The organism is Skermanella aerolata KACC 11604, assembly GCF_000936425.1.
Taxonomy (GTDB): domain Bacteria; phylum Pseudomonadota; class Alphaproteobacteria; order Azospirillales; family Azospirillaceae; genus Skermanella; species Skermanella aerolata.
The window spans coordinates 164,501-188,013 of the sequence record NZ_AVFK01000011.1 but is presented as its reverse complement, the minus strand read 5'-3'; the positions used below and the strand labels follow the sequence as shown (position 1 = coordinate 188,013).

Annotated in this window: 24 protein-coding genes; 8 read left to right on the top strand and 16 right to left on the bottom strand. The window is 64.0% G+C overall.

All coding sequences use genetic code 11. The features are described 5' to 3' along the window. Nucleotides 1-31: 31 nt before the first annotated feature. Nucleotides 32-1,369: an amidohydrolase gene (locus tag N826_RS15825; protein WP_044430394.1), complete on the top strand. Its 1,338-nt coding sequence runs from the start codon at nucleotides 32-34 to the stop codon at nucleotides 1,367-1,369. 132 nt (nucleotides 1,370-1,501) lie between these two features. Further along, a complete protein-coding gene (locus N826_RS41710) occupies nucleotides 1,502-1,741 on the top strand; it encodes a (2Fe-2S)-binding protein (RefSeq protein WP_084720786.1) in 240 nt (79 codons plus the stop codon). Nucleotides 1,742-1,904: 163 nt separating this feature from the next. On the opposite strand, the gene N826_RS15820 is transcribed toward N826_RS41710, so the two are convergent. The 7 genes from N826_RS15820 to N826_RS15790 all read right to left on the bottom strand — a co-directional run bounded on the left by N826_RS15820 (nucleotide 1,905) and on the right by N826_RS15790 (nucleotide 9,171). After that, the gene (locus N826_RS15820) at nucleotides 1,905-2,777 is read right to left on the bottom strand and encodes a LysR family transcriptional regulator (protein ID WP_244619585.1); all 873 of its coding nucleotides are present in this window, start codon (nucleotides 2,775-2,777) and stop codon (nucleotides 1,905-1,907) included. Between the two features lie 126 nt (nucleotides 2,778-2,903). Then, complete coding sequence (locus N826_RS15815; RefSeq protein WP_244619584.1) at nucleotides 2,904-4,964, bottom strand: 2Fe-2S iron-sulfur cluster-binding protein; 2,061 nt, start codon at nucleotides 4,962-4,964, stop codon at nucleotides 2,904-2,906. Between the two features lie 39 nt (nucleotides 4,965-5,003). Next, entirely contained in the window at nucleotides 5,004-5,648 is a 645-nt protein-coding gene (locus tag N826_RS15810) for a glutathione S-transferase family protein (RefSeq protein ID WP_425600602.1), read from the bottom strand. Between the two features lie 105 nt (nucleotides 5,649-5,753). Then, nucleotides 5,754-6,104, bottom strand: coding sequence for a PilZ domain-containing protein (locus N826_RS15805; RefSeq protein ID WP_044430390.1), 351 nt, complete (start codon nucleotides 6,102-6,104; stop codon nucleotides 5,754-5,756). Nucleotides 6,105-6,153: 49 nt separating this feature from the next. Next, nucleotides 6,154-7,509 (bottom strand): pentapeptide repeat-containing protein, encoded by a 1,356-nt coding sequence (locus N826_RS15800; RefSeq protein ID WP_044430389.1) that lies wholly within the window; start codon nucleotides 7,507-7,509, stop codon nucleotides 6,154-6,156. A 121-nt stretch (nucleotides 7,510-7,630) separates the two neighbouring features. Further along, the gene (locus N826_RS15795) at nucleotides 7,631-8,593 is read right to left on the bottom strand and encodes a 2-hydroxyacid dehydrogenase (RefSeq protein WP_044430387.1); all 963 of its coding nucleotides are present in this window, start codon (nucleotides 8,591-8,593) and stop codon (nucleotides 7,631-7,633) included. A gap of 89 nt (nucleotides 8,594-8,682) precedes the next feature. Next, complete coding sequence (locus N826_RS15790; protein ID WP_211099299.1) at nucleotides 8,683-9,171, bottom strand: VOC family protein; 489 nt, start codon at nucleotides 9,169-9,171, stop codon at nucleotides 8,683-8,685. Between the two features lie 209 nt (nucleotides 9,172-9,380). Between N826_RS15790 and N826_RS40070 the strand changes: the two genes are divergently transcribed. From N826_RS40070 to N826_RS15765, 5 genes are all read left to right on the top strand, one after another. Next, on the top strand, nucleotides 9,381-9,626 hold the full coding sequence (locus N826_RS40070) for a hypothetical protein (RefSeq protein WP_052831367.1): 246 nt from the start codon (nucleotides 9,381-9,383) through the stop codon (nucleotides 9,624-9,626). Between the two features lie 99 nt (nucleotides 9,627-9,725). After that, a complete protein-coding gene (locus N826_RS15780) occupies nucleotides 9,726-10,193 on the top strand; it encodes a Mut7-C RNAse domain-containing protein (protein ID WP_063772263.1) in 468 nt (155 codons plus the stop codon). A 369-nt stretch (nucleotides 10,194-10,562) separates the two neighbouring features. After that, nucleotides 10,563-11,420: a calcium-binding protein gene (locus N826_RS40065; protein ID WP_186818087.1), complete on the top strand. Its 858-nt coding sequence runs from the start codon at nucleotides 10,563-10,565 to the stop codon at nucleotides 11,418-11,420. Nucleotides 11,421-11,516: 96 nt separating this feature from the next. Continuing rightward, nucleotides 11,517-11,858, top strand: a complete 342-nt coding sequence (locus N826_RS15770; RefSeq protein WP_147040648.1) for a hypothetical protein — start codon at nucleotides 11,517-11,519, stop codon at nucleotides 11,856-11,858. Nucleotides 11,859-11,962: 104 nt separating this feature from the next. Next, on the top strand, nucleotides 11,963-12,844 hold the full coding sequence (locus tag N826_RS15765; RefSeq protein ID WP_044430380.1) for a LysR substrate-binding domain-containing protein: 882 nt from the start codon (nucleotides 11,963-11,965) through the stop codon (nucleotides 12,842-12,844). A 61-nt stretch (nucleotides 12,845-12,905) separates the two neighbouring features. On the opposite strand, the gene N826_RS45890 is transcribed toward N826_RS15765, so the two are convergent. The 7 genes from N826_RS45890 to N826_RS15735 form a co-directional block, all read right to left on the bottom strand. After that, nucleotides 12,906-13,067, bottom strand: a complete 162-nt coding sequence (locus N826_RS45890; protein ID WP_308518242.1) for a DUF6726 family protein — start codon at nucleotides 13,065-13,067, stop codon at nucleotides 12,906-12,908. A gap of 127 nt (nucleotides 13,068-13,194) precedes the next feature. After that, the gene (locus tag N826_RS15760) at nucleotides 13,195-13,869 is read right to left on the bottom strand and encodes an OmpW/AlkL family protein (RefSeq protein ID WP_044430378.1); all 675 of its coding nucleotides are present in this window, start codon (nucleotides 13,867-13,869) and stop codon (nucleotides 13,195-13,197) included. A 377-nt stretch (nucleotides 13,870-14,246) separates the two neighbouring features. Continuing rightward, nucleotides 14,247-15,599 (bottom strand): HlyD family type I secretion periplasmic adaptor subunit, encoded by a 1,353-nt coding sequence (locus tag N826_RS15755; RefSeq protein ID WP_052831363.1) that lies wholly within the window; start codon nucleotides 15,597-15,599, stop codon nucleotides 14,247-14,249. A gap of 4 nt (nucleotides 15,600-15,603) precedes the next feature. Further along, nucleotides 15,604-17,364 carry a type I secretion system permease/ATPase gene (locus N826_RS15750; RefSeq protein WP_244619583.1) on the bottom strand — a complete coding sequence of 587 codons (1,761 nt, stop codon included), beginning with the start codon at nucleotides 17,362-17,364 and terminating at the stop codon, nucleotides 15,604-15,606. Nucleotides 17,365-17,426: 62 nt separating this feature from the next. Continuing rightward, nucleotides 17,427-18,809, bottom strand: a complete 1,383-nt coding sequence (locus tag N826_RS15745; RefSeq protein ID WP_044430374.1) for a calcium-binding protein — start codon at nucleotides 18,807-18,809, stop codon at nucleotides 17,427-17,429. A 241-nt stretch (nucleotides 18,810-19,050) separates the two neighbouring features. Continuing rightward, nucleotides 19,051-19,761, bottom strand: a complete 711-nt coding sequence (locus tag N826_RS15740; protein ID WP_044430463.1) for an anti-sigma factor — start codon at nucleotides 19,759-19,761, stop codon at nucleotides 19,051-19,053. Nucleotides 19,762-19,769: 8 nt separating this feature from the next. Then, nucleotides 19,770-20,255 (bottom strand): sigma-70 family RNA polymerase sigma factor, encoded by a 486-nt coding sequence (locus N826_RS15735; protein WP_211099298.1) that lies wholly within the window; start codon nucleotides 20,253-20,255, stop codon nucleotides 19,770-19,772. A 259-nt stretch (nucleotides 20,256-20,514) separates the two neighbouring features. On the opposite strand from N826_RS15735, the gene N826_RS15730 reads away from it, so the two are divergent. Continuing rightward, entirely contained in the window at nucleotides 20,515-21,309 is a 795-nt protein-coding gene (locus N826_RS15730; protein WP_044430369.1) for a DUF4394 domain-containing protein, read from the top strand. Nucleotides 21,310-21,364: 55 nt separating this feature from the next. Here N826_RS15730 and N826_RS40060 read toward each other — a convergent pair whose 3' ends face one another. Together N826_RS40060 and N826_RS15720 are read right to left on the bottom strand one after the other, a co-directional pair. Continuing rightward, on the bottom strand, nucleotides 21,365-21,862 hold the full coding sequence (locus N826_RS40060) for a PAS domain-containing protein (protein WP_169789358.1): 498 nt from the start codon (nucleotides 21,860-21,862) through the stop codon (nucleotides 21,365-21,367). Nucleotides 21,863-22,190: 328 nt separating this feature from the next. Continuing rightward, nucleotides 22,191-23,501 carry an aspartate aminotransferase family protein gene (locus N826_RS15720; protein WP_044430366.1) on the bottom strand — a complete coding sequence of 437 codons (1,311 nt, stop codon included), beginning with the start codon at nucleotides 23,499-23,501 and terminating at the stop codon, nucleotides 22,191-22,193. Nucleotides 23,502-23,513 lie beyond the last annotated feature (12 nt).

The following is a 23,513-nucleotide window of genomic DNA, read 5'->3' as shown; positions in this document are numbered from 1 at the left end:
CAACAATCACGAGTGAAAAGGGAACCTCCCCATGCGCTGTTCGCGATACGTCTCAACCCTGATCCTGGCAGCCACAGTATCGATCGCCAGCCCGCACGACGGAAAGGCGGATGTCCCCGCCCTGGAGGCGGCGGTCAGGGAAAAGACCGCCTCGATCGAGGGCAAGCTGATCGCCTGGCGCCGGGACATCCATCAGCATCCCGAACTCGGCGATCAGGAAACCAGGACGGCGGGCATCGTCGCCGATCACCTGCGAAGCCTGAGGCTGGAGGTCAGGACCGGCGTCGCCCGGACCGGCGTCGTCGCCGTCCTGAAAGGGGCGAAGCCCGGCCCGACTGTGGCCTTGCGCGCCGACATGGACGCCCTGCCCGTCAAAGAGCCCAAAGGCCTGCCCTTCGCCTCCGAGGCGAAGTCAAAGCACTTGGGAAAGGAGGTCGATGTCATGCACGCCTGCGGGCACGATGCCCATACCGCCATGCTGATGGCGGTGGCCGAGGTGCTGACGAGCCTCAAGGACCAGCTTCCCGGCACCGTGCAGTTCATCTTCCAGCCGGCCGAGGAAGGTTCGAGCGTGTATCCATCCTCTTCGGGCGAAAGCTCCGGGGCCGCGCTGATGGTGAAGGAAGGAGTGTTCGCCGAAACCAAACCGGATGCGGTGTTCGGTCTGCATGTCATGCTCGGAAAGTCGGGCGAGATCGCCTACCGCGCCGGTGCGACCCTGGCCAGCAGCGATGGGCTTGAGATCAAGGTAAGCGGCAAACAGGGGCATGGCGGCATGCCATGGCAGACAATCGATCCGATCACGGCTTCGGCGCAGATCGTCAATGGTCTGCAAACCATCGTCAGCCGCAGGGTCGATCTGACCGCCTCCCCGGCTGTTGTCACGATCGGGACCATCAATGGCGGCACCCGCGCCAACATCGTGCCCGAGACGGTGGAAATGACCGGCACGATCCGGACCTATGACGAAGCGATCCGCGGTCAGATCCACCGCGATATCGCCAACGTCGCCGGGAAGATCGCCGAGAGCGCCGGAGCCACCGCGAAGGTGTCGATCAGCCCTGGCTATGACACCACCGTCAACGACGAGGATCTGACGGAACGCATGCTGCCGGTGCTGGAGCGCGCAGCCGATGGCCGGGTCCGCCGTTCACTGCCGGTCGGCGCGTCGGAGGATTTCTCGGTCTTCGCGCAGCAAGCGCCCGGCCTCTTCCTCTTCCTGGGAGTAACGCCGGAGGGTCAGGACCCCGCGAAGGCCGCTCCCAATCACAACCCCAACTTCTTCGTCGATGAGGCGGCCCTCGTGGTCGGTGCCCGGACCATGGCGTCACTGGCCGTCAACTATCTCGCGGCACAGTCAGGAAAATGACGGCATTTCGATACTGATAAGGTATCGGATTAAACATAAACGGTATTTGCAGCTTTCATGCAAGGCCTGTCAATGTGGCCTTAGGAACAGGAACAAGATTTCAAATACAAAAACGAATGTGGGGAGAGAACTGTGTACGTTTGCATATGCAATGCCTTCACGGAAAAGCAGGTTTGCGTAGCGCTGCGTAAGGGCGTTTCATCCCCGGCCGGCGTGTTCCGTCATCTCGGTTGTTCCCCCCAGTGCGGTAAGTGCGTGCCCACGGTGCGTTGGATGGTCAAAGACAGTGCCGATCTTTCGATAAGGCGAAGGTACCAGGACCAGATGCAGGAACTGAACCATGGCTCGCTTGCCGGAAACCGCATTTCTTGAGAGATCGCCCATTTCCTGAGAGATCGCGGGTCCTCACGACGAAGCAGACATCACCCGAGTATTTCCCTGATGTCCGTGATCGCGCAGAAACGAGGCGGAAGTGAGCTTGGCTGTCCGCCTGATCTGAAATGAGAACTTCGAGACCCATGGGGTGCGGAAGGTCTCAGTTGATGAACCGATTTTCGCGAAGGCGTGACACCGCCAGATCGACGAAGGCTCTCACCTTGGCGGGGGCGTGGCGTCCTTCCGGATGAAGCACGTGGACCGGCAGCGGCGGCTCCTCGTAGTCGGCAAGCACGATTTGAAGTCTGCCTTCGAGCAGGGCGGGGCCGATCTGATAGTGAAGGACCCTGGTCAGGCCTGAACCAGCCAAAGCCGTCGCTATCGCGGCATCATTGGTGTTGCATTGCAACCATGGGCTGATCGTCACCCGTTGGTCGTGCGCGAATCTCCACTCGGGCGAGGCCCAGGCGCTAGTCGAGGCCGCGATGCGATGATCCTTGAGATCGGCGGGGGCGGCGGGAACGCCATGCTCTTCGAAGTAGGCCGGCGCTCCACAGACGACGCGCCGTATGGAGCCGACCTTGATCGCCGAGAACCCCGAATCAGGAAGGTGGCCGATACGGATCGCGACGTCGACGCCCTCCTCGACGATGTTGACCGGCCGGTCCACGAAAAGAAGCCTGCCGGACACGGTGGGATATGTCCTGAGGTATTCGTGCATGATCGGGAGCACGTACATCTGCCCGAACAGCGCCGATGCCGTGACAGCGAGCGTTCCGGACGGCGTGGCATAGGAACCCGCCGCGGCGGCTTCCGCCTCCACGATGTCCGACAGGATCCGGCGGCAGTCGTCCAGGTAGCGGCTGCCCGGTTCCGTCAGCTTCACCGACCGGGTCGTGCGGACGAACAGGCGCGCTCCGATCAGATCTTCGAGGGCGGCGACCGCGCGCGTCACCGCCGGCGCGCTCATGTGCAGCTGGCGTGCGGATTCGGCAAAGCTCTCCGTCTCCGCGACTTTCACAAAGATCCGCATTGCCTGCCAGCGATCCATCCGGTCCCCTCACGCGTTCGGCTGCCATGAGAGTAGTCGTGCAAGAACCCTCGGACCGGCACAAGAACCTTGGATCGGGATCTCACCGAAATAACCGCGCCGCTGCTGTCAGAGAGCGAGTTGGATGCGATCTTCCTCGCCGAACCCTTGCTCGGCCGGCACGGCGCAGCAGATCAGCACCTCGTCCGCGGCGACGCTGGCGGTCGGTTCCCTGACATAGGTCACGGCACCCTTGAGCAGCTTGGTCCGGCAGGTTCCGCATGTACCCTCGCGGCAGCTGAAATCGGGCTCCAGACCGCGCGCTTCCGCCAGCTCGAGCAAGGTGCCGGATTCCGGGGTCCAGCGCGCCTCCTTCAGCGAGTCCATGAAGGCTACGGGCACCGGCGACTTCGAAGGCGGGGGGCGAACGGGCAAGGCGGCGCTGGCATCCGCGGTTCGCTTCAATGACGACGGTCCGAACGTCTCGGCGTAGATCCGTCGGTCGGCGATGCTGTAGTTCCGCAGCCCGTCATAAAGCGCCTGTGTGAAAAGGGGTGGACCACAGAGATAGAAGTCGTAGTCGTTGAACTGCAGGAAGCGGGTCAGCAGGGCCATGTCGATGCGGCCCGGCGCGTCGTAGTCGATGCCTTCCCCGGCGCCGCCGGGATCGCTGAGCACCCGGATCCATCTCACCGCTCCTTGCGCGGCTTCCACGAGTTCGGCTAGTTCCCGGTCGAAGGGACGATCCAGCTTCGAACGCGCGGCCTGGAAGAGGATGACCGGCCGCATCCGCTGCCTGCGCTGGCCTTCGTAGACGATGTTACGCAGCATTGCGAGCAACGGGGTGATCCCGATACCTCCGGCCAGAAGGACGGCGGGCCTTGTCTCGTAAGGGTCGATGGTGAACTGACCGTCGGGCGCGCGAGCCTCGATGACGTCGCCGACGCGCATGGTATCGTGAAGGTGACGCGACACCGCGCCGTCCCGCTTGACGCTGATGCGGTACAGACCGTCGGACGGGGCCACGGACAGCGTGTAGGTCCGAATGACGGGCTTGTCCGCGCCGGGAACGGTCACGCGGATCGGCAGATGCTGGCCGGCGGCATGGGGAAGTAGACCCGCCCCATCGGCCGGCTCCAGGTGGAAGGAGCGGATCGACTGGCTCTCCTCGACGATCTTCGCCACCTTGTAAGGCCGCCAGCGCTCCGCGAGCTCGGCCGCCTGCAAACGAGCGGCCACCTGGGTCCAATCCCCCGTCAGAAGAGAGCTGGGAGACCAGGCGTCTTGCCGCATCGACCAGCGCAGCGCCAGTGCACTGGGCCGGCGCAGAATACGGCGCGGCCGGAACGTCCATAGTCTCTCCGCACCCTGGAACGCGGCGATCTCCGGCGAATCCAGTACCACCGCCGCGTCGCCGGTCATCTGAAGCATGTCGCCGCTCTCGTAATCGATGAAGACGAGTCCGGCCTTGCCGTTGAGGACGATGTTTCCCAAGGTCGAGAAGAAGAGATTGCCGTTGAAATCGGGCACGGTAAGGGTGCCGTCCCCGGCGATCCGGACGAAACCCGCCTTGCCGCCGCGATGGGACACGTCAACCTGCCGGCGCTCCTTGCGGTCGGCATAGGTCGCTACGAAGAAGGCATCCGCCGCCTCGATCATGGTGCGTGCAGGCAAGTCGAGTTGGGGCAACTCCTCCACGGCACCCGTGAACGTCTCCGCGGGGTCCCTTGCAAAGTCGAATTCGCGAAGCTGGATATAGCGGGGACAGTTCCCGAAGCTCTGGTCGACATCGACCCGAAAGCCGCCCCCGCCGACCGCGAGGATGCCGTTCATGCGGTTGCGGCGCCGGGTGTGCATCTCGATCCCCAGGAGACCGATGGGATCTCCGTCCCGCATGCCTGCGGACGCCGGATCGCCGGGGTCCGCCTGGGCGGCGATGTCCAGGGCCGTCGGCGCCGGAGATGACATGAAGCCCGGCTTGCCGACGAGAAGCGTGGCCCACGGGTCGCCTTCGGGATCGACGCTGCCGAGCACGACGAAGGGAAGCTGGGCATAGAAGTCGCGGTGTTCGTCGGGCATGTAGTCGCGGACCACCCGCTGGCCTACGGCCGCCATCCGCTCGGCTACGCCCACCTTTTCCTGGATGAACTTCTCACCCTCGTGCCAAGCCGGCAGCTTCGTCAGTGTCACGGTCATCTCCGATGTCCCATGCGGATCGATGTTGCGAAGTCAGGCCGCGAGGCCGGCCGGTGTCCGGGCGAAGGGAACGAAGCCCGGCAGTTCCTCGATCCGGCGGAGGAACGCGTTGACGGCGGGATAGCCCGAGAGATCGACATTGCCCTCCGGTGCCCGCGCGACGTAGCTGTAGATCGCGACGTCCGCGATCGTCGGACGCCCGCCGACCAGCCAGTCCTGTCCGGTCAGTTGATTTTCGAGCCTTTTCAGGAAGACATGCGCCCGGGCGATGACTTCTTCGGCATTGAACTTCGCCCCGAATACCGTGATGAGCCGGGCCGCCGCAGGACCATAGGCGACTTCTCCGGCTGCTGCGGAAAGCCACCGCTGCACGCCGGCGGCACCGCTCGGATCTTCCGGCAGCCAATCGGTACGCCCCGCCTTCCTGGCGAGATAGACGAGGATCGCGTTCGAATCCGCGATCACGATGCCGTCATCGTCCAGCACCGGCACTTGCCCGAAGGAGTTGAGCTTCAGGAATTCGGGGGTCTTGTGTTCACCGGCCTTGAGGTCGACCTCCACCAGTTCGTGGGGCAGCCCAAGAAGCGAGACGAACAAACGCGCACGATGCGCGTGGCCCGACAGAGGGTGGTGATAGAGCTTCATTTCCAAGTCCCGCGATGTCTCGGACGGGTCCATTCCCGTTCCGCATCGCCAGACTGCTGCATCGAGTGCGTGGCGAGAATGACCGGCTTCGACACTTCATCATTGCGTCCGGTGAAATGATGGCCCGACGCTGCCGGATCAGGCCGGCGGGCTGCCGGGAGAGCTGTCCGACGGGTCGAGCAGTTCGACCAGGAAGGTCGCGGCATCGGGTCCGCCATCGACAAGATCTATTCCGAGCACGTCTATTCCGGGATCGATCCGGCGCACGCATCCGGTGAACACGGCTACTCCGTGGGTTCGCTCGCTCAGGATGGCGATCTTCACGGTATCCCCGACCTGATAGCCGGCGGTTCCTTCGCGGACGTGGATTCCCACGCTGTTCGCCGACCAGTCCAGCAGGCGAGCCGAATGCCGCCCGATGCTCAGGGGATACTGGTTGCCGGATTTACGGAAGGACCGCCTGCGTTCCGTTTGATCTTCATCGTCCATCGGTCAAAATCCCGATCCTGTTGTCTGTCGATAGTTCATCCGGCGAACTTCATCTCGCCCGTTCCGGCAAGTCGAAGTCCTTCGCCCCGCGCAGATCCGCCCCCTTCAGGTCGGCGCCCCGCAGGTCAGCCATGGTCATGACGGCATCCGTCAGGATCGTCCGGCGGAGCAGAGCGTTCTGGAAATTGGCCTGCGTCAGGTCGCCGTCGCTCATGCGGGCGCCGGTGAAATCGGCCGAGACGGCCTTCACGCGGATCAGCCGGCCCTTGTCGAAGTTGGTCGGCCATCCCTGCCCGCTCCGCAGTTCCATCGGCGATGCGATGACGTTGGTCAGAATCGCTCCGGTCAGGGTAGCCCGCTCCAGGCATGCTCCCCGCAGATCCGCGCCCGACAGGTCGGCGCCCCGCAGGTCCGTCATGGCAAGATCCGCCATGGCCAGAACGGTGCCGGCGAGATTGGCCTTAGCCAGGACGGCCTGCTTGAGGATGGCGGCGGACAGGTTGAGATTGCTCAGGTCCTGTCCGGTGAGGTCGACGGCGGTCAGATCGGCGCGCTGCCCCTTGCGCCCGTTGCTGAGGATCCATTCGCGGTGCATGCGAAGCGCCTCGCCGATGACGCCCTCGATGCCGTCGAGGCGGCGGACCATGTCGGCGCCGGTCAGATTTGCCAAGGTCAGGTCGACCTCATCCAGCAGCGCTCCCAGCAGGCTCGCCTGGGACAGGTCGGCATGGCGCAGTATGGCCCTGGTCAGGATAGCGCCGTCCAGCTTGGTGCCCGACAGGTTGGCTTCCGACAGGTCGGCGCCTTCGAGATTGCATCCCGTGAGATCGGACCCGCTCAGGTTCGCCCTGATGAAGATGGTCCCGCGCAGGTCCGTGTCGCGCAGGTCGCTTTGGACGATGAAGGCGTTGGAAAGCTTGGCCTGGCTGAGGTCCGCCCTGGTGAGCGTCGCGTCCGAAAGCTCGGCGGCGCTCTGGTTGGCCGTCAGCGGCGTAAGCTCGCCGTTCCGGCTGCGCATCAGGTATCCGTCGCGCAGGTCGGCCTCCGACAGGACGGCGCGCGCCAGGGTGGCGCCGCGCAGCGTCACTCCGCGCAGATCGGCCTTGGCAAGGTTGGCGCGGGCCAGATTGGCTTTTCGCAGATCGGCGCCGAACAGGCAGGCGGTCCGCAGGTCGGCCCCGCCCAGGTCGGCGCCCATCATCATGGCGCCGGTCAGGTCGGCGCCGGCCAGTTGCCGCTTCGCGAGGGAGGCATGCGAAAGGTCGAAGAACTTGAGGCAAGCCCGGATTCCGCCCCGCTGGCCGTGCACATAGCGCTGGTGCAGGTCCAGCATGCGTTCGAGTTCCGGCTGGGGGATCTTCCGATGTTCTACTCCCAGGCTATCCAGTCCGTACCGGCCCGTCATTGCCATGCCATCCGCGGAAGCCTCGTCCGTTCAACTCCGGCGGATTTTAAGATATTTGAGTTAACCGATTGTATTCGAACGAATGATTAATGGCATAGGCAGATCGAACTTAAGGCGGCGTTCAGCGGGACGCCATCTCCGGTACCGGCGTCTTCACCGGATTGCCGGCGAGGAATGCGGCGATATTGGCGGCAACGAGGCTCTGCATCGCATCATGCGCGTCCCAGGTGCCTCCGCCGATATGCGGCGTCAGCACGACATGCGGGATCGCCTTCAGGGTATCCGGCACCAGGGGTTCCTGTTCGAAGACATCGAGTCCGGCACCGCCGAGTTCGCCGGATCGCAGCAGCGCGATCATCGCCTCCTGGTCGATGATGGACCCGCGGGCGATGTTCACGACGATGCCATCGGGACCCAGCGACTTCATCACGTCGCGGTTGACGGCGTGATGGTTGCTCGCATCGGCCCGCGCGGCGATCATCAGGATGTCGGCCCAGTCCGCCAGCGATCGCAGCGTCTCGTGGAAGTCGTAAGCTACGTCCGGCTTGGCCGAGCGATTGTGGTAGGCGACCTCCGCCTCGAAAGCGGCGGCGCGGTTGGCAATCCTGCGGCCTATGGCGCCGAAGCCGAAAACGCCGATCCTGCGGCCGGTCAGTCCGCGCACGAGCGGCATCCGCGCCGCCGAATTGCCGCTCCACAGGCCATCGCGCACGAACTTGTCCGCCATGACGATGCGGCGGTTGGCCGCCAGCAGCAAAGCCATCGCGAGGTCGGCGACCGCCGGCGCATTGGCGGCGGGGCTATGCGTGACCATGATGTGGCGCTCGGCCGCCGCATCTAGATCTACCCCTTCGTAACCGGTACCGTAGCAACAGATCAGCCCCAGGCCGGGAAGGCGATCCATTACCTCGGCGCTGGTCTTCAAGGTGCCCATGGTGACGAGCACGCGGATGCCGCGGGCTTCGGCTTCGGAGAGGCTGGCGCCGACCGGTCCGTCGAAAGGGCCGGCGACGCCGGCCTGCGGGACGATCTTGGCGCATAACTCGGCGGGGAAGGCTGCGGCCAGCAGGATTTCGATGCTCATGGCATGCAGGTTAGCCGATGGACGGGATATGCACAACGAGGCCGCTCCGGACGGCTACGACCGAACCACCGGGCTGTCCCGACGCTCGGTCACGGGTCGAGAAGCCTGGACAGTTCCTCGTCGTCGGCATCGAGCCTGTTCGCGTTGATCTCGATGATGTTCCGGTCGGGGTCCATCAGGTAGATCTGGGGAAAGCCGGCGGTCGCCCGGGGAACGACGGTCATGCATCTGAATTCATCGACGCCCGGAGTTCCGTTCTTGCGGTAACCGGCGTCGATCAGATGAGCGAGAGCATCCCGATAGCTGCCGACCCGGATGGCGAGATGGATATCCCGGCCGTCCAGGCCCTTGCCGTCCCGGAAGGTCGACCCTTCGTCCTGGATAAGGTGAAGTTGCTGCTCCGTGCCCAGCGCGAACCAGGCGCCCTGGAAGGGGAAGTTCGGACGATCGATCTGCGGCAAGCCGAGCAAGTCGCGATAGAAAGCGACCGACCGCGAAACGTCCCGGACCGGAAGGCTGATATGGTGAAGCATGGCCCGATTGGCGCCGATCGCCGGAGGTTTCCGGTTTTCCGTCATTCTTGTTTTCCTCCCTGCCGATTTCTATAGGTCGTGATCCGACTAGGCCGGTCACGCCGGTTGTTCGAGATACGATATTCCCAAACCGCAATCAGGCCAAGGGTGGGCCGGCCGAACTCCCGTTCGGGGCAAGAAGCGTGGGTGACAAAGAAGAATCGGCGCTGTTGAAGTCACGACATCGAGATTTGCAATCAGGAAAGGACTACAGCATGCCCCGCTTCCAAATTGGAACCATCGCCGCCGGTGCCTTGGCCATGACCCTGGCGGTCGGCGGGTGCAGCATGTCCAACGACGGCCGATCCGCCGACGAAGGCCCCGGCGCCACGACCGGCGGCGTAACCAGCCGCGGGGGCATCGGCGGCACCGGCATCGACGGCAGCGTCACGCGCGGCGGCACGGGCGACACTACCGGCGACGGCATGGGGGGGACCAGCGGGCCCCGCAGCGGCCTTTGAGGTTTTCGGCGCCGCACGCTTCCTTGGCGGCGGGCGAGTTGAGCCTATTTCCCTGAGTGTGACGGGGCCGAGTTGGACTGGCGGATCCAGGGATCTGGCGTGCGTTTTCTGTGCGATGAAATGCTTCACCGCCTGGGCCGTTGGCTGCGCGGCGCCGGCTACGACACCGTGATCGCCGAAGGAGGCGATCCGGACGGTGTCCTGTTGGCCCGCGCACTAGCCGATGGGCGGAAACTCCTGACCCGCGACCGGGCTATCCTGCAACGCAAGCGGGCCAACGAAGTTGTCGTCATGCTGAACAGCGATGCCGTTCGCGCTCAAGCCGGCTTTCTCGGGCAGACGCTCGGTGTGGACTGGCTGCTCGATCCCTTCTCGCGCTGCATGGTCTGCAACACCGTGCTGACACCGGCGGCACCGGAAATGGACCGCATGGTTCCCGCCAGGATAAGGGATCAAGGCGTGCCCATACACTTCTGTCCGGGCTGCGGGCGCCTGTATTGGCCCGGCAGCCACGAAAGCCGCATCAGGGCGACCCTGCTCGACTTCGCCCGTGCAAGCGGACGATGAGCCGGGTCTTGCCTGCACGGACCTCTCGGCTGAAGATACTGCCCCGCACTGTGTAAAGACAGTAATATCGAAGTTATTACATGGTACCAAAATGAAATGAAAATCCATTCATTATTGATAAATCCGTATTTCCACTGAAACATACTAGGGCGCTCAATACTATTTACTTACTCTAAACTATTGCGCGGATACCATCCCAACACTCGGTTCATCGCGCATGTGGTTGGAGGAGTTATGGCTGGAACGACTGGAACGTTGTCCGCAACGGTTGGCGCCTCGCAGTTTCAGCAGGGTGGCTCGGGGGCGGATGTTATCGCGGCGTGTCGGCAGGTGACGTTCGACTGGATACCGGATGCCGGAAATTCGAACGTGTGGACAGAGTTCTGGGACGAAGAGATTCAAGTCTGGGACGAACAATGGCAGCAATACATGACCGAGTTCGTCACGGTCTCGCACACCGGCACTTCACCCAGTACAGCCACGGGAACGGTGGTGTTCGATACGCCGATGATCGGCCAGTCCTTTCTGAAAGGGCCGGTCGCATTCGACTACAGCAGCTCTCCGGAAGGCAGGCACTGGACGGAATCGCTGGCGTCGTTCGACTATCCCGGACAGTGGATATGGAACCCGGCCACCAGGACGCTCGATCCCAATTATGCCGGCAGTTCTCCGGACGATCATAACTCCTACAATTATTACTATGACACGGCTATCAGCACTTCCCTCAACAACTACGACTACGGATATTATCAGACGGAATACGGTCACTGGGCCATCCGTGAAACAGGCGACCTGACGGCGTTCGGCGGCGGCGGGAACGATCGGATCTATGGAGGAACGGGCAACGACCGGCTGTTCGGCGAAGCCGGCGACGATGAGATCTACGGCGGTCTCGGTTCGTCCTTCCTGTCCGGCGGCCAAGGCAACGACACGCTGCACGCCGGCCCGGGCCAGAGTGTCATGAGCGGCGGCGCCGGCGCCGACATCTTCGTGTTCCATGCCGGGTCCGGCGGTTCGGACAAGGTGCTGGACTTCGATCCGGCAAGGGACAAAATCCTGCTGGACGGTGCGGGCGGACGACCGACCCTGCACGCACTGCTCGACGGCATGGCCGATCTTCACGGGTCCACGCTGATCGACCTCGGCAATGCCCATTCCGTGCTGCTGATCGGCGTCGAGGCGGCTGACCTCACCGCGCGCGCCGCCACCGTGTTTGAATTCGCCTGAACGGTCGGGCAGTCCAGGCGAAGGTCCAGCCGGCATGGAATGCTATCGGCATGCAGGCAGTTGATCACGGTGAAAAACTCCGATAGGGCTGCCATCATGCGTTCTCCATATCTCCTGACGCTGTTTCCCCTGCTTCTCCTGGGATGCGCCGAAATCCCCGACGACGACCGGGGTTACGGTATTCGGGGACCCGCTGCGATCGAACAGGATAGGGAAACCATCCTGACCGACCTTCGGCGAGCCTGCCGGGAGGGTGACCGCCAATCCTGTTCAAGCCTGGACCGCGCGGTACAGGAGAAACAACGGCAGGACCGCTACGAGGGACCTCAACCGTCGCTTTCCGAACGGAACCGCGATCAGCAGAGACGCGATCAGGAGAGGCTTGAGGAAAAGCAGCGGCGCCTGGAACAGAGGCCGAGCGACATCCTGCGGTACTGATCCGTCACGGTATCGGGCTCCGGTTTTCCGATCCGTCCGCATCCTTGCAGGCAAGCGGGGAACGTCATAGGTATGGCTCATCCACGGAAGAAAGCCGAGTACCCATGCGCTTCCCCGACCTTGAGATCGATCTGTTGCGGGCCTTCGTCGCGGTGGCCGAAACCGGCAGCTTCACGGCGGCCGCCGATGTGGTCGGGCGCTCGCAATCGGCAGTCAGCCAGAAGGTGCAGCGGCTGGAGGAGATCCTGGACCGGCGCGTCTTCGACCGGACCAGCCGGTCCCTCAGCCTGACGCGAGACGGCGAACGCCTGCTGGTATCCGCGCGCCAGATGCTTGAATTCAACGACGCCGTCGTCCGCGACATGCGGAAGCCGCCCGCCGCCGGCACCCTGCGGCTCGGCATCGCCGAAGACTTCATCCCGAACGAGCTGCCGAAGCTGCTGGCGCGGTTCAGCCGCCTGTATCCCGGCATGCATATCGACCTGATGACCGGCCTGAGTTGCTCGCTGCTGGCCGCCTATGACGAGGATCGGCTTGACGCGGTGATCGCCAAGAAGGACGGGCAGGCACAGCGCGGCCGGGTGATCTGGCGCGAACCGCTGGTCTGGCTGGCATCGGCCGATTTCCAGGTCGACTTCAGCAAGCCCGCGCGCCTCGTCATGCTGCCGCCGCCCTGCACCTACCGCGAACTGATGATTTCGGCGCTTGATTCGGTCCGACGCGAATGGACCGTGGCCTGCACTGCCAGCAGCCTGATGGGCGTTCAGGCTGCCGTCGCGGGCGGGTTGGGAGTCACCGTGCTGGGCAAGTCGTTCGTTCAGGAAGGCATGCAGATCCTCCGCGTGCCTGCCCACTGGCCGGTGCTGCCCATGACGGAGATCACGGTGATCGGGGAAGAGTCCGAAGCGGCCGAACTTATTCAGCCGCTCGTCACCTTCCTGGCGGAAAGCCTGTCGCGAACAGAAGCAATCACCCTGGTCGCCTGAGCTTTCCGACGCTTCAGGACATCCAGAGCACCGCGGTTTGGAAGGCTGTGATGATCGAAGCCTAGGGATCGATGACCGCTGCGCAGGCATCGGTCGGAGTGGCCGCAGCATGGCCGACGACCGGGACGATCTTGATCACCGCCGAGGCGACCCGGCACGGTGCGGCGGCAAGACCGCAGCCGCTTAGACAGAAACATGTGGCTAATAGAACCAGGGACCGCATCGCGTCTTCTCCGAATGGCCGGACACTCGAACCTTACATGAGTATCCTGCCATCCGGGAGCAACGCTCGTGACCACGTGAGCGGAAGATCGGCGGTCCGGACCGGTCAAGCTCCGATGCCACTGCTATCAGAACCGGTAGCCGACCCCGATGCCGACGATCCAGGGATCGATATCGACATCCGCCTTGAGCGCGCCGCCGTTGACCTTGACGTCGGTGCTCAGCCACAGCTTCTTGACATCGAGGTTGAGTGTCCATGGGCCTGAGATCGCATAGTCGATGCCCGCCTGCAGGGCATACCCGAACCCGTTGTCGTAGCTGATGGAAGCGGCGTCGCCGCTCTTCTCGTTATAGAAGACCGTATAGTTCAGGCCGGCGCCGACATAGGGGCTGAACCGGGACTTGGGCATGAAATGGTACTGCACCGTCAGCGTCGGCGGCAGCAGCCAGACGCTTCCCAATCCGACGGCGGCGCCGGGACCCTTGGCGTCCACCTCGTGGCGCGCGGTCGCGGCGATCAGTTCGAGGGCGATGTTGTCGGTCAGGAAATACGAGAAGTCGACTTCGGGAACGTAGGCGTTCCCCACTTTTGCATCCAGGCCGGTATCGGCGCCCCCGGCGGTCTTGACGCTGCCACTCTCATCGGGGAACACGCCGAGGGCGCGCAAACGGATGTTGATGTCGCCCGCCGCCTTGGGCTTGAAGTCCATTTCCTGGGCATTCGCCGTAGCCGTTGCGCCAAACGCAAACACAGCGAGAGCAAGGGTCGAGACGGCGCCGAGGTTGTGCCACGAACGAGACATGATCGATACTCCAGAGTAAAGCCGGCAATGCGTTTTGCCGAGCATTCCGAAGTAATGTTGTGGCACATGAACTTGAGATACGGGAGAGACGACTACTGTGGCATCTGGTCGCTGTACTGATCTAAATCAATTCTTCAAGTAACGTGAATTTCTTTATTGTGTGTTGCGGAAGTGCCAAGGACGCTGCAATTCCGTCCCTCTTCAGACATTATGGTATTTTAGACTAAATCACGACACTATTCAACCGTATATTCATTTTTACCTATATCGATATAGGTATTTGCGTTTTGTAACCAAAGCCACCTGTCCTTTATTCGAGCCCGGCACGACGGCGGCGGCCTGTCGGTAGAGCCGCCACGCCGTCGTGGCGCTGGGCGTCATTGTTCCCGAAACGCTCGCCTGAAGCTGTCGGTCAAGGGCTGGACGAGGTAGGTCCAGAAGGTGTGGTCTCCAGTGTGGATGATGGTTTCGACCGGCATGCCGGGCGTCAGCCCGATTCCCTCCAGGCCGGCCAATTGCCGCGCGTCCGCCTCGACACGCGCCATGTAATAGGGCTCGCCGGTGCGCTCGTCGTGCCGGACGTCCGCCGAGACCTGGACGACCCGGCCGTCGATATGAGGCGTCGTCCGGCTCTTGAACGCGGAGAGCACCAGCTTGGCGGTCAGGCCGTCGTGGACGACATCGATATCGGTCGGGCTGAGACGCGCCTCGACCATCAGCTTTTCGTCGCTCGGCACGATATCCAGGATCTCGTTACCCGGAGGAACCACCCCGCCGAGAGTGTGGTAGCGCAGATCGAGCACCGTGCCGGCCTGGGGCGCCAGGACTTCACGGCGACCCAGCTTGACGCCGGCCTCGGCAAGCCGCTCCTCGACCTGGGCAAGCTGAGTTTCGACCTCGCGCAGTTCCAGCGCGGCCTTTTCGACGCGGGTACGGCGGGCATTGAGGATTTCCATCCGGGCGCCGGCGATCGTCTCCCTCGACTGCGCGATGCGGCCGGCATAGTCCCCCTGCTGACCGGCGAGATAGGCGGCGTTTCTTTCCAGTGCCAGCAGGCGCGGCTTGCGCTCCAACCCCTTCTCCACCAGGACCTTGACGGAAGCGACCTCCTCGTCGATCAGGGCAAGCTGATCGACGCCCGCTTTCACCTGGGCGTTGAAGGCCTCGATCTGGGCGTTCAACTGGGCTATGCGCTGGTGCAGGACATCGGTTTCGCCTTGCAGGGCTTCACGCCCGCTGGCGAAGATACGTTGCTGCCCACGGACGATCTCACCGACCTTGCCGCTGGACATCCCTTCGCGCAGGAACTCCGGAAACGGTATGTCGTCATGGCCGTCGCGTTCGGCGATCAGCCTCGCCTGCTGTGCCGCGAGGGCGCTTTGCTGCGCCTTCAGCAGGTCGTACAGCGCCTTCGCTTCGAGATCGTCCAGCCTGAGCAGGACCTGACCCGCCGCGACATGGTCGCCTTCGCGGACCAGCAACTCGGCGATGATGCCGCCTTCCAGGTGCTGCACGGTCTTCCGCTCGGTCTCGACCCGAACGATGCCGGGAGCCATGGCGGCGCTCGACAGCGGAGCCAGCCCGGCCCAGGCGCCGAACCCGCCGAGGCACAGCACGATCGCCGTGGCTCCGGTCCGGAACAGGGACCCGACGGCGGGCCGGTCGGGGAGGCCGAAGGGATCGGACGGCCGGCCCGGCCGAGGATCGACGCTTTGCGAAAGGACGTTCATGTTCTTACTCCGCCGGCGTTGGCGTTGCGGCTTGGGGAATGGCGGAACGCGAACCGGCCGCCGCCTGCGCCCGTGCCGGCGATCCGGCCGCCACCGGCTGGACGTTGCGCCGGGTCAGCCGGTCCATGACTTCGGCGCGCGGGCCGAACATCTCGACCTGTCCCGCCACCAGCACGAGGACCTTGGTGACTTCCTGCAGCAGGCTGGGGCGGTGTCCGATCACGATGACGGTCGAGCCGCTGGCCTTCAGGGCCGCGATGGCCCGGTTCAGGGCTTCCTCGCCTTCGCCGTCGAGGCTGGCGTTCGGCTCGTCCAGGATGACCAGCCGGGGACGGCCGAACACCGCCCGGGCGAGTGCGATGCGCTGGCGCTGGCCGCCGGACAGCCGGACCCCGGCCTCGCCGATCTCCGTTTCGTAACCCTTTTCCAGCTTCAGGATCATGTCGTGGCAATTAGCCATGCGCGCCGCCGCGACGACATTCGCCGGGTCCGCTTCCTCCAGACGGGCGATGTTCTCCCGGATCGTGCCTGAGAACAGTTCGACGTCCTGGGGCAGATATCCGACATGCCGTCCGAGATCGGACTTCGGCCAGGAGAAGATATCGGCGCCGTCGAGCCTGACGATGCCGGTCTGCGGGCTCCTGACGCCGACCAGCAGCCGGGCCAGGGAGGATTTGCCGGCGGCGGAAGGACCGATGATGCAGACCGCCTCGCCCGGATCGGCCTTGAAGGAGACCGACTTCAGGATCAGGGGTTTCCCCTGAAGCCCGAAACAGACGCCCTCCACCGAAAGCCGCCCTTCCGGCGCCGGCAGGGGCATGGCCTCCGCCCTCAGCGGCGGGAGCGCCAGGAACGCGGCCAGACGCTTATAAGCCTCGCGGGCCTGGATCATCTGCTTCCAGGTTCCGATCGCCTGCTCGACCGGAGCCAGGGCGCGTCCCATGATGATCGAGCCGGCGATCATGGCGCCGCCGCTGACTTCCTGCCGGATCACCAGCCAGGCGCCGACGCCGAGGATTGCCGTCTGCACGAAGAGCCGGACGAACTTGGCGGCGCCTTGGATGGCGGCGGCCCGGTCGCTCGCGAGGGACTGCATGGAAAGCGCCCCGTGGCTCAATCCGGCCCAGCGCCGCAGGACAGCGTCCGTCAGGCCCATGGCGTCGATCGCCTCGGCATTGCGCAGGGCGCCGTCTACCGTGCGCATGCTCCGGGTCGCCGACCGGTTCGCTTCCCGCAGCGGCCGTCTGGCCGCGAGGTCGCTGGCCAGAGCGAGCAGGAACAGGATCACGGCGCCGGCCAGCGCCACGTGCCCCATCAAGGGGTGCAGCAGATAGACGACGGCGAGATAGACCGGAACCCAGGGAACGTCGAACAGCGTTGCGATGCCGGAGCCGAGGAACGTGCGGACGGCACCGAGATCCCGAAGGCTTTCGCCCTGGTAGTCGCGCTGGCTGAGACTGGCGTCGAGCGCCCGGCGGAAGGCGAACGGGCCGACACGCCTTTCCAGCCAGGTGGAGACCCGATCGAGCATGCGGCTGCGCAGGGTGTCGAGCAGACTGAGAAGCAGCAGTGCCAGGGCGGCGATGATCGTCAGGTACAACAGGGTTTCGATGCTTCCCGAGGACAGGACGCGGTCGTAGACCTGAAGCATGTAGACGGACGAGGTCAGCATCAGGACGTTCAGCACGGCGCTGAACAGCATCACTCCCGTCAAGGCGCGCCGGCACCGACTGAGAGCATCGGACAGAACATTATCTTGCGACACGGCGTTCCTCTTCCCAAAAAAGGAAGGTCCGTCCGCCGGCATGCAGCGGACGGACCAAGGCCTTAACCGAAGAAGTAGTCGGTCTGGACCGGTGCCCCGGCGTTCACCAGGGTGACCTGGAAGTCCTGGGCGCTGTCGCTGTTCGAATCCACGCCGATCACGGTGTCGGCGCCCATCGAGGTGCTTTGGACATCGTCGAAACCGATCCCGTAAGCGCTGAGATCGATCTTGTCGGTGCCCGAGACAAAATCGAGAATGGTGTCGTTGCCGGCGTCGCCGCTGAACACGAACACATCCTTGCCGGCGCCGCCGATGAACGAGTCGTTGCCCTCGCGGCCGTTCAGCCGGTCGTTGCCGGCGCCGCCGACCAGGAAGTCGTCGCCGAGGCCGCCGGTCAGGTGGTCGTCGCCCATGCCGGCGTTGATGTAGTAGGACTGCTCCTTACCGCTGTTGTCGAACTTGTCGTTCCCCTTGGTACCCAAGGTTACGACTTCGAACTGGTCTCCGCGCTGCACGCCGCTGACCAGATCGCGCACGTCGAAGGTAGCACCCGGCGTCATGCCGACGAAGCTGATGCCTTCGTCGTCGAAACGGCTGACTCCGCCGGTGAGGTTGCCCGCAGCGTCTTCGGCCTGCAACCGTACCGCAAGCCCGCCGTCCTGATTGGCCATCGTGCCGCTGTCACGGGCGCTGCCGTTGCCGACTTCGCTGCTCGTGAAGGTCAACCGGACCTGGGGAGCGGCAGGGGACATGACGTTGACGGTATCGGAACCCTTGCCGAGGTCGACCGTGTCGATGCCATCGGTGGCGACGTTGAAGATGGCAAGGTCGTCGCCCTTGCCGCCGACGATGGTGTCGTTGCCGGCACCGCCGATGAACGAGTCGTCGCCCTCACGCCCGTCCAGGCGGTCGTTGCCGGCGCCCCCGACCAGGAAGTCGTCGGCGCGGCCGCCGGTCACGTGATCGTGCCCCATGCCGGCATTGATGTAATAGGCCTTGTGGGAACCGCTCTCGTTGAACTTGTCGTTGCCCTTGGTTCCGAGCTTGACCACGTCGAACTCGTTGCCGCGCTCCACGCCGCTTACCAGGTCGCGGACGTCGAACGTGAACTTACCCTTGCTGACGAAGCTGATGCCTTCGTCGTCGAAACGGCTGACCGGTCCGACAAGCTCTCCCGACTTGTTTTCAGCCTGTGCCCGGACCGCGAGGCCGCCGTCCTGATTGGGCATCGTATTGCTGTCGCGCGGACTGCCGTTGCCGACTTCGCTGCTCGTAAAGGTCAGCCGGACTTCCGGGACGCCGCGTCCCGCACCGATCGAAACCGTGTCGTTACCGTCGCCCAGATCGCGCTGGACCGCTTTGTCGCGGGAGATGTCGAAGCGAAAATGGTCGTCTTTATCGTGACCCCGCCCCGGGCGGCTGACCTGATGACCGTAATTCGTCATGTTGAAATCTCCTGTTCGATGCGAGCGGCCGAGAGGGCCGCCGCGGATGATCGAAGGTGCGATCCCAAAGGACCCACATCTTGACTACCCAGCGGACGCACGAACGGATGCAGTGGCGGGCCGACTTTTTTTAACCAATCTTTTCGTCGTTGGAATCGGCACTGGGCAGGGGTGTCCAATCAGGAAATTAGCGCCTGACGCCTGCAAAAAGCCGATAAAGCCGTCACCGTGAAGGGACGGATCAGAATGTTTCCGCCGCATTTCCCTTATACAGGATCGGCCCCGTGGGACGTCCCGTGGGCGAACCGCCCGCCGGCTCCAGCGTGATCTCGAAGAACTGGTTGCTGGCGGGCGACGGCAGGTCGGACAGGTTCAACCGCACCGATCGGGCTTGGGAGAGCAGACCGATGGAGACGGGAGCGCTTTGCGGGGTCGGCAAGGTCCAGACCTGGAATACCTGTTCCGGCGGTATCGCGAACTCCTGCAACGGGACCAGCTTGACTTCCTGATCCTCGTAAATCTGGATAAGAGCGCCGGGACGCCTGTCGTCGGCCAGCAGCACGGCGACGAACAAGGGCTCTGCCGGCCGCGTCGCTACGGCGGTGACCAGCCCGGCGGTGAGCAGCATGGACGCCGCCAGTCCGCCCATCGCGCAACGTTTCCAGAAGTTCTGGTTCGCCGCCGCTTGGGGGGCATGACTGGGTAAGGCCGCCTCGGTGCGGGTATCGTCCGCTCCATCCAGCGATCGCTCGATGCGCTTCCAAAGCGCGTCGTCCGCCGTTTCCGGGTCAGCCGTCCGATCCAGGGCGCCCAACCGCCGGCGCCATGCCTCGACATCGCGCGCGAACGCCGGATCTTCCGCCACGAGGCGCTCGGCACGCTCGAGCACGTCGCCTTCCAGGGTGCCCATGGCGAACTCGGCCGCCAACAGATCCTGCTCTTCGGACTCCATGCGGCCGCTCATCCCAGACACTCTCTCAGGGCAAGCAGGCTGCGCCGGACCCAAGCCTTGGCGGTGCCGATCGGAACCCCCAGCCGGCCCGCCAGTTCGGCATGGGTGAAGCCATGGACATAGGCCAGCACAACAGATTGCCGGCGCGTCGGGCTGAGCGTCTCCAGGCAGCGGCGCAGGGACGTGCTGTGGGAAAGTTGCGAGATCACGGAATCCGGATCGACGGGATCGGCGCCGGCCAGCAGTGTCTCCATGTCGCCTTCGGTGTCGGAACGCGCCTCAAGGCGCGCCGCCGTGATCGCCCGGTTGCGGACGATCATATACATCCAGGCGCGACCCGACCCGGCTGCCGGGTTGAACGATCCGGCATGCCGCCAGATCCTGACGAAGGCGTCATGCACGATATCTTCGGGAAGGGCCGAATTGCGAAGGATGCGGCGCGCAACTCCCAGCATGGCGGGAGCTTCCGCTTCGTACAGTTCCCGCAACGCCAATCGATCTCCACCAGCACAGCGGACAAGAGCGGCCTCCACGTCGATGCCGCCGCTTGCAGAAACCTTGATTCCCCCCGGGACCAACTGATTGCCTTCCTGACACGTCTCGTTCGACCAGCCTCAATCTAGATGCCGCTCCGCGTTTCGCCAGACAAAAATTTCTTCAATCGGGCACGGGACGCTGCATCCGCCTAAGCAGGTGCTGGGTATAGCAGGTGTGACAACCCGTACTGACCGACATTCCTGCCGGAGACGAACGATGAAGATTTTCTCCCTTTTGACCGCCGTGTCGCTGATCGCCCTGCCCGGCGTTGCCAAAGCCGACACCGTCGCCGTCCTGATGGGCGGCGATACCCTGGCTCTCGTCGATACGGCCGCCTCGGCGGTCACCCGCACGATGACGATCCCGAATGCGGCCGGCCCGCTGGTCGGGATCGATGTCCGTCCGGCCGACGGTCAACTCTATGCGCTTTCGGCGAATGGCACCGTCCACGTGATCGATCTCGCGAGCGGTACCAGCACCGTGAAGTCGAAGCTGGACACGGCGCTTCCAAGCGCCGCCGGACTGGCCGTCGATTTCAATCCGGTCGCCGACCGGCTGCGCGTGATCGGGTCCGACGGAACGAACCTTCGGATCAATGTCGACGACGGCAAGGCGGTGACCGACGGCCGTCTGCGCTTCGCCGACGGAGACGCCCATTCCGGCAAGACGCCCCAGGTCGTCGCAGGCGCCTACACCAACTCCCACCGGCAGTCCAAGGAAACGGTGCTGTACGACATCGACGCCGCGAACGGCGCCCTGCTGAAGCAGTCGCCGCCCAACGACGGCGTCCTCAATACCGTCGGCGGAACCGGGCTGAAGGCTGTCGGAGGCTTCGACATCCAGTCGGACGGCGCCGGCGGCAATGTCGGCTGGCTGATGTCCGGCACCTCGCTTTACCGCATCGACCTGCTTACCGGCAAAACGACCGAGGCCAGCACCATCAAGGGTCTTACCGGCGAGATCCGTGACTTGGCGGTATTGATGCCGGCGCAGATGCCGGGACAGATGTAGGCACGGGACATCAGGGTGCCGGGCCGGCGTGAACCCGTCGGCCCGGCGGGTCGTTCTACTGGAAATCCTTGATGAGCCTTTGCGCTGCGGTGTGATAGCAGACGAAGGTAAAGATCTGATCGACCGTTTCGCCGTCGCCGGAAACCGGAAGATGAATTCCGGAAATGGCCTGGATCGTTTTGTCTCCGCCTATATAGGAAGGCGCGGTCAGCTTCGGCGCGCGGGTCTCCACGACGGTCCGGCGGTCATTCCAGACGACGCTGTCCGGACCCGTCCGGTTCAGCTCCGACAGGCGCAAGCCGGTATGATCGCGGCTGGATCGGGCGGTGATGCCGGTTCCTATCACCCTGTACCGGAAATCGAGCGGGTCCCTCAGGACGTCGACCAAGATGACCCAGGGCAACAGGCGGGGAATTTCCAGTACCGGGTCGAAGTCACGCCGCGCCGGCATCCGCCTTCCGCAAAGTTTGCCCTCCCAGTAGGCGAGAGCATCCTGCACGATTAGCGGCGCATCGCACGTCAGTCCCCAGTGGGAGGAAATGTCCTTGGACATCTTGATCTGTTCATTTTCCATATGCCGCCGGCGACGCAGACAACCGGATGCCGAAATGGTAAGCCACAATGCGGTTTCAGGATATACTGTTGCAGTAACGACGGTTGATTTTCTCAGAGTGTAAAAGTTTTTAAAGTATTTCGCATAAAAATGTTGGCATTAAACATTGACCGGTCCGGAGCGTTAAATGTCGGGCTGAAGAGGCCCGACCTACGTCAGCGTGCTTCTGCCAACATTTGGATTTGTAGGTCGGGCCTCTTCAGCCCGACATCTTTGCTGGAACCCACCGATCAATCTTAAAGGCCGCTGGTACCCTATCAAACAAGCATCACCAGCCGGCGAAGCCAGCTACCACATTGTCGGCGACCCGCCCGGCCTCGACGTCGGCAAGCGCCCGATCCAGTATCTCGATTGCAGTCGCGGCCTCTTCGGCACTGAGCAACAGCGACGGCGTCATTTCGAGAACGTTGGAGTTGATGCCGACATAGTAGAGCACGAGACCCAGTTCGAAGGCACGGTACACGACCTTGGCGGTTTCTCGTCGCGCCGGAGCCTTGGCGTCGCCAACCAGTTCGACGCCGACCGCCAGCCCACGGCCCCTGATGTCGCCGACCAGGGGATGCGATGACTTCAGCTCTTCCAGCAGAGTTGTCAGATGATGCCCGACGCGCGCCGCATGGGTGGCAAGGTCCTGGCGCTCGATCGTATCCAGCACGGCCAGCGCGGCGGAGGCGCAGACCGGATTGCCGTGAACTGTCTGGAACGAGAAGGCCGCCCTGTGATTCATGATCGCGGCAGGTCCAACGGCGGCCGAGATCGGCAGCCCGCCGCCCAATCCCTTGCCGAACACGATGATATCGGGCTCGATGCCGAGATGCTCGAAGGCGTGCAGACGACCGCTGCGCCCAAGCCCGACCTTCACCTCGTCCGAGACGACCAGGATGCCGTAACGATGGCACAGCGTCTCGACGCTCCGGAAGAAGTCCAGCGGCGGCACGATCATGCCACCGTCGGACTGAATCGGCTCCAGGAAGAAGGCCGCGACCTCCTCCGGCGGCACGGGACCGGCGAAAAGCTCATCGAGATGGGCCAGCGCCCTGGCGGATGCCTGTTCCGGACCGCCGTCCCGATAGGCATTCGGATAGGGCACCAGCGTCAGGCCGCCGGCCTTGGGCACTCCCTCCTGCGCCGGATGGCCGGAGATCGCCATCGAGCCGACCGTGCCGCCATGATAAGCGCCCTTGAACGCGATGATCCGGGGCCGGCCCGTCGCGGCGATCACTGCCCGCGCCACCGTTTCGTTGGCGTCCGAGCCGGAATGGCCCAGCCAGACGCGGCCCGCGGCCCGCTCTGGCACGATCGACAGCAGCCGCTCGGCGAGTTCCACCGCCGGCAGGTTGGCGCCGGAGAGATGGCTGGCGCCCGCCTGGTTGGACAGCGCCCGATCGACCGCCAACCGCACCGCCGGATGCGAGTGGCCGAGGCTTGCCGCTCCCCAGGAAGCGGAAAGGTCGAGCAGCCGGCGCCCCCCTTCGTCGAACAGGTACGATCCTTCTCCGCCCGTCACGGCCTGCGGAAAGAAGCGCAGGAACGACATGCTGGAGAGGGTGCGGGCATCGCGCTCGTAGAGACCGGTCATTGCGGCATCTCC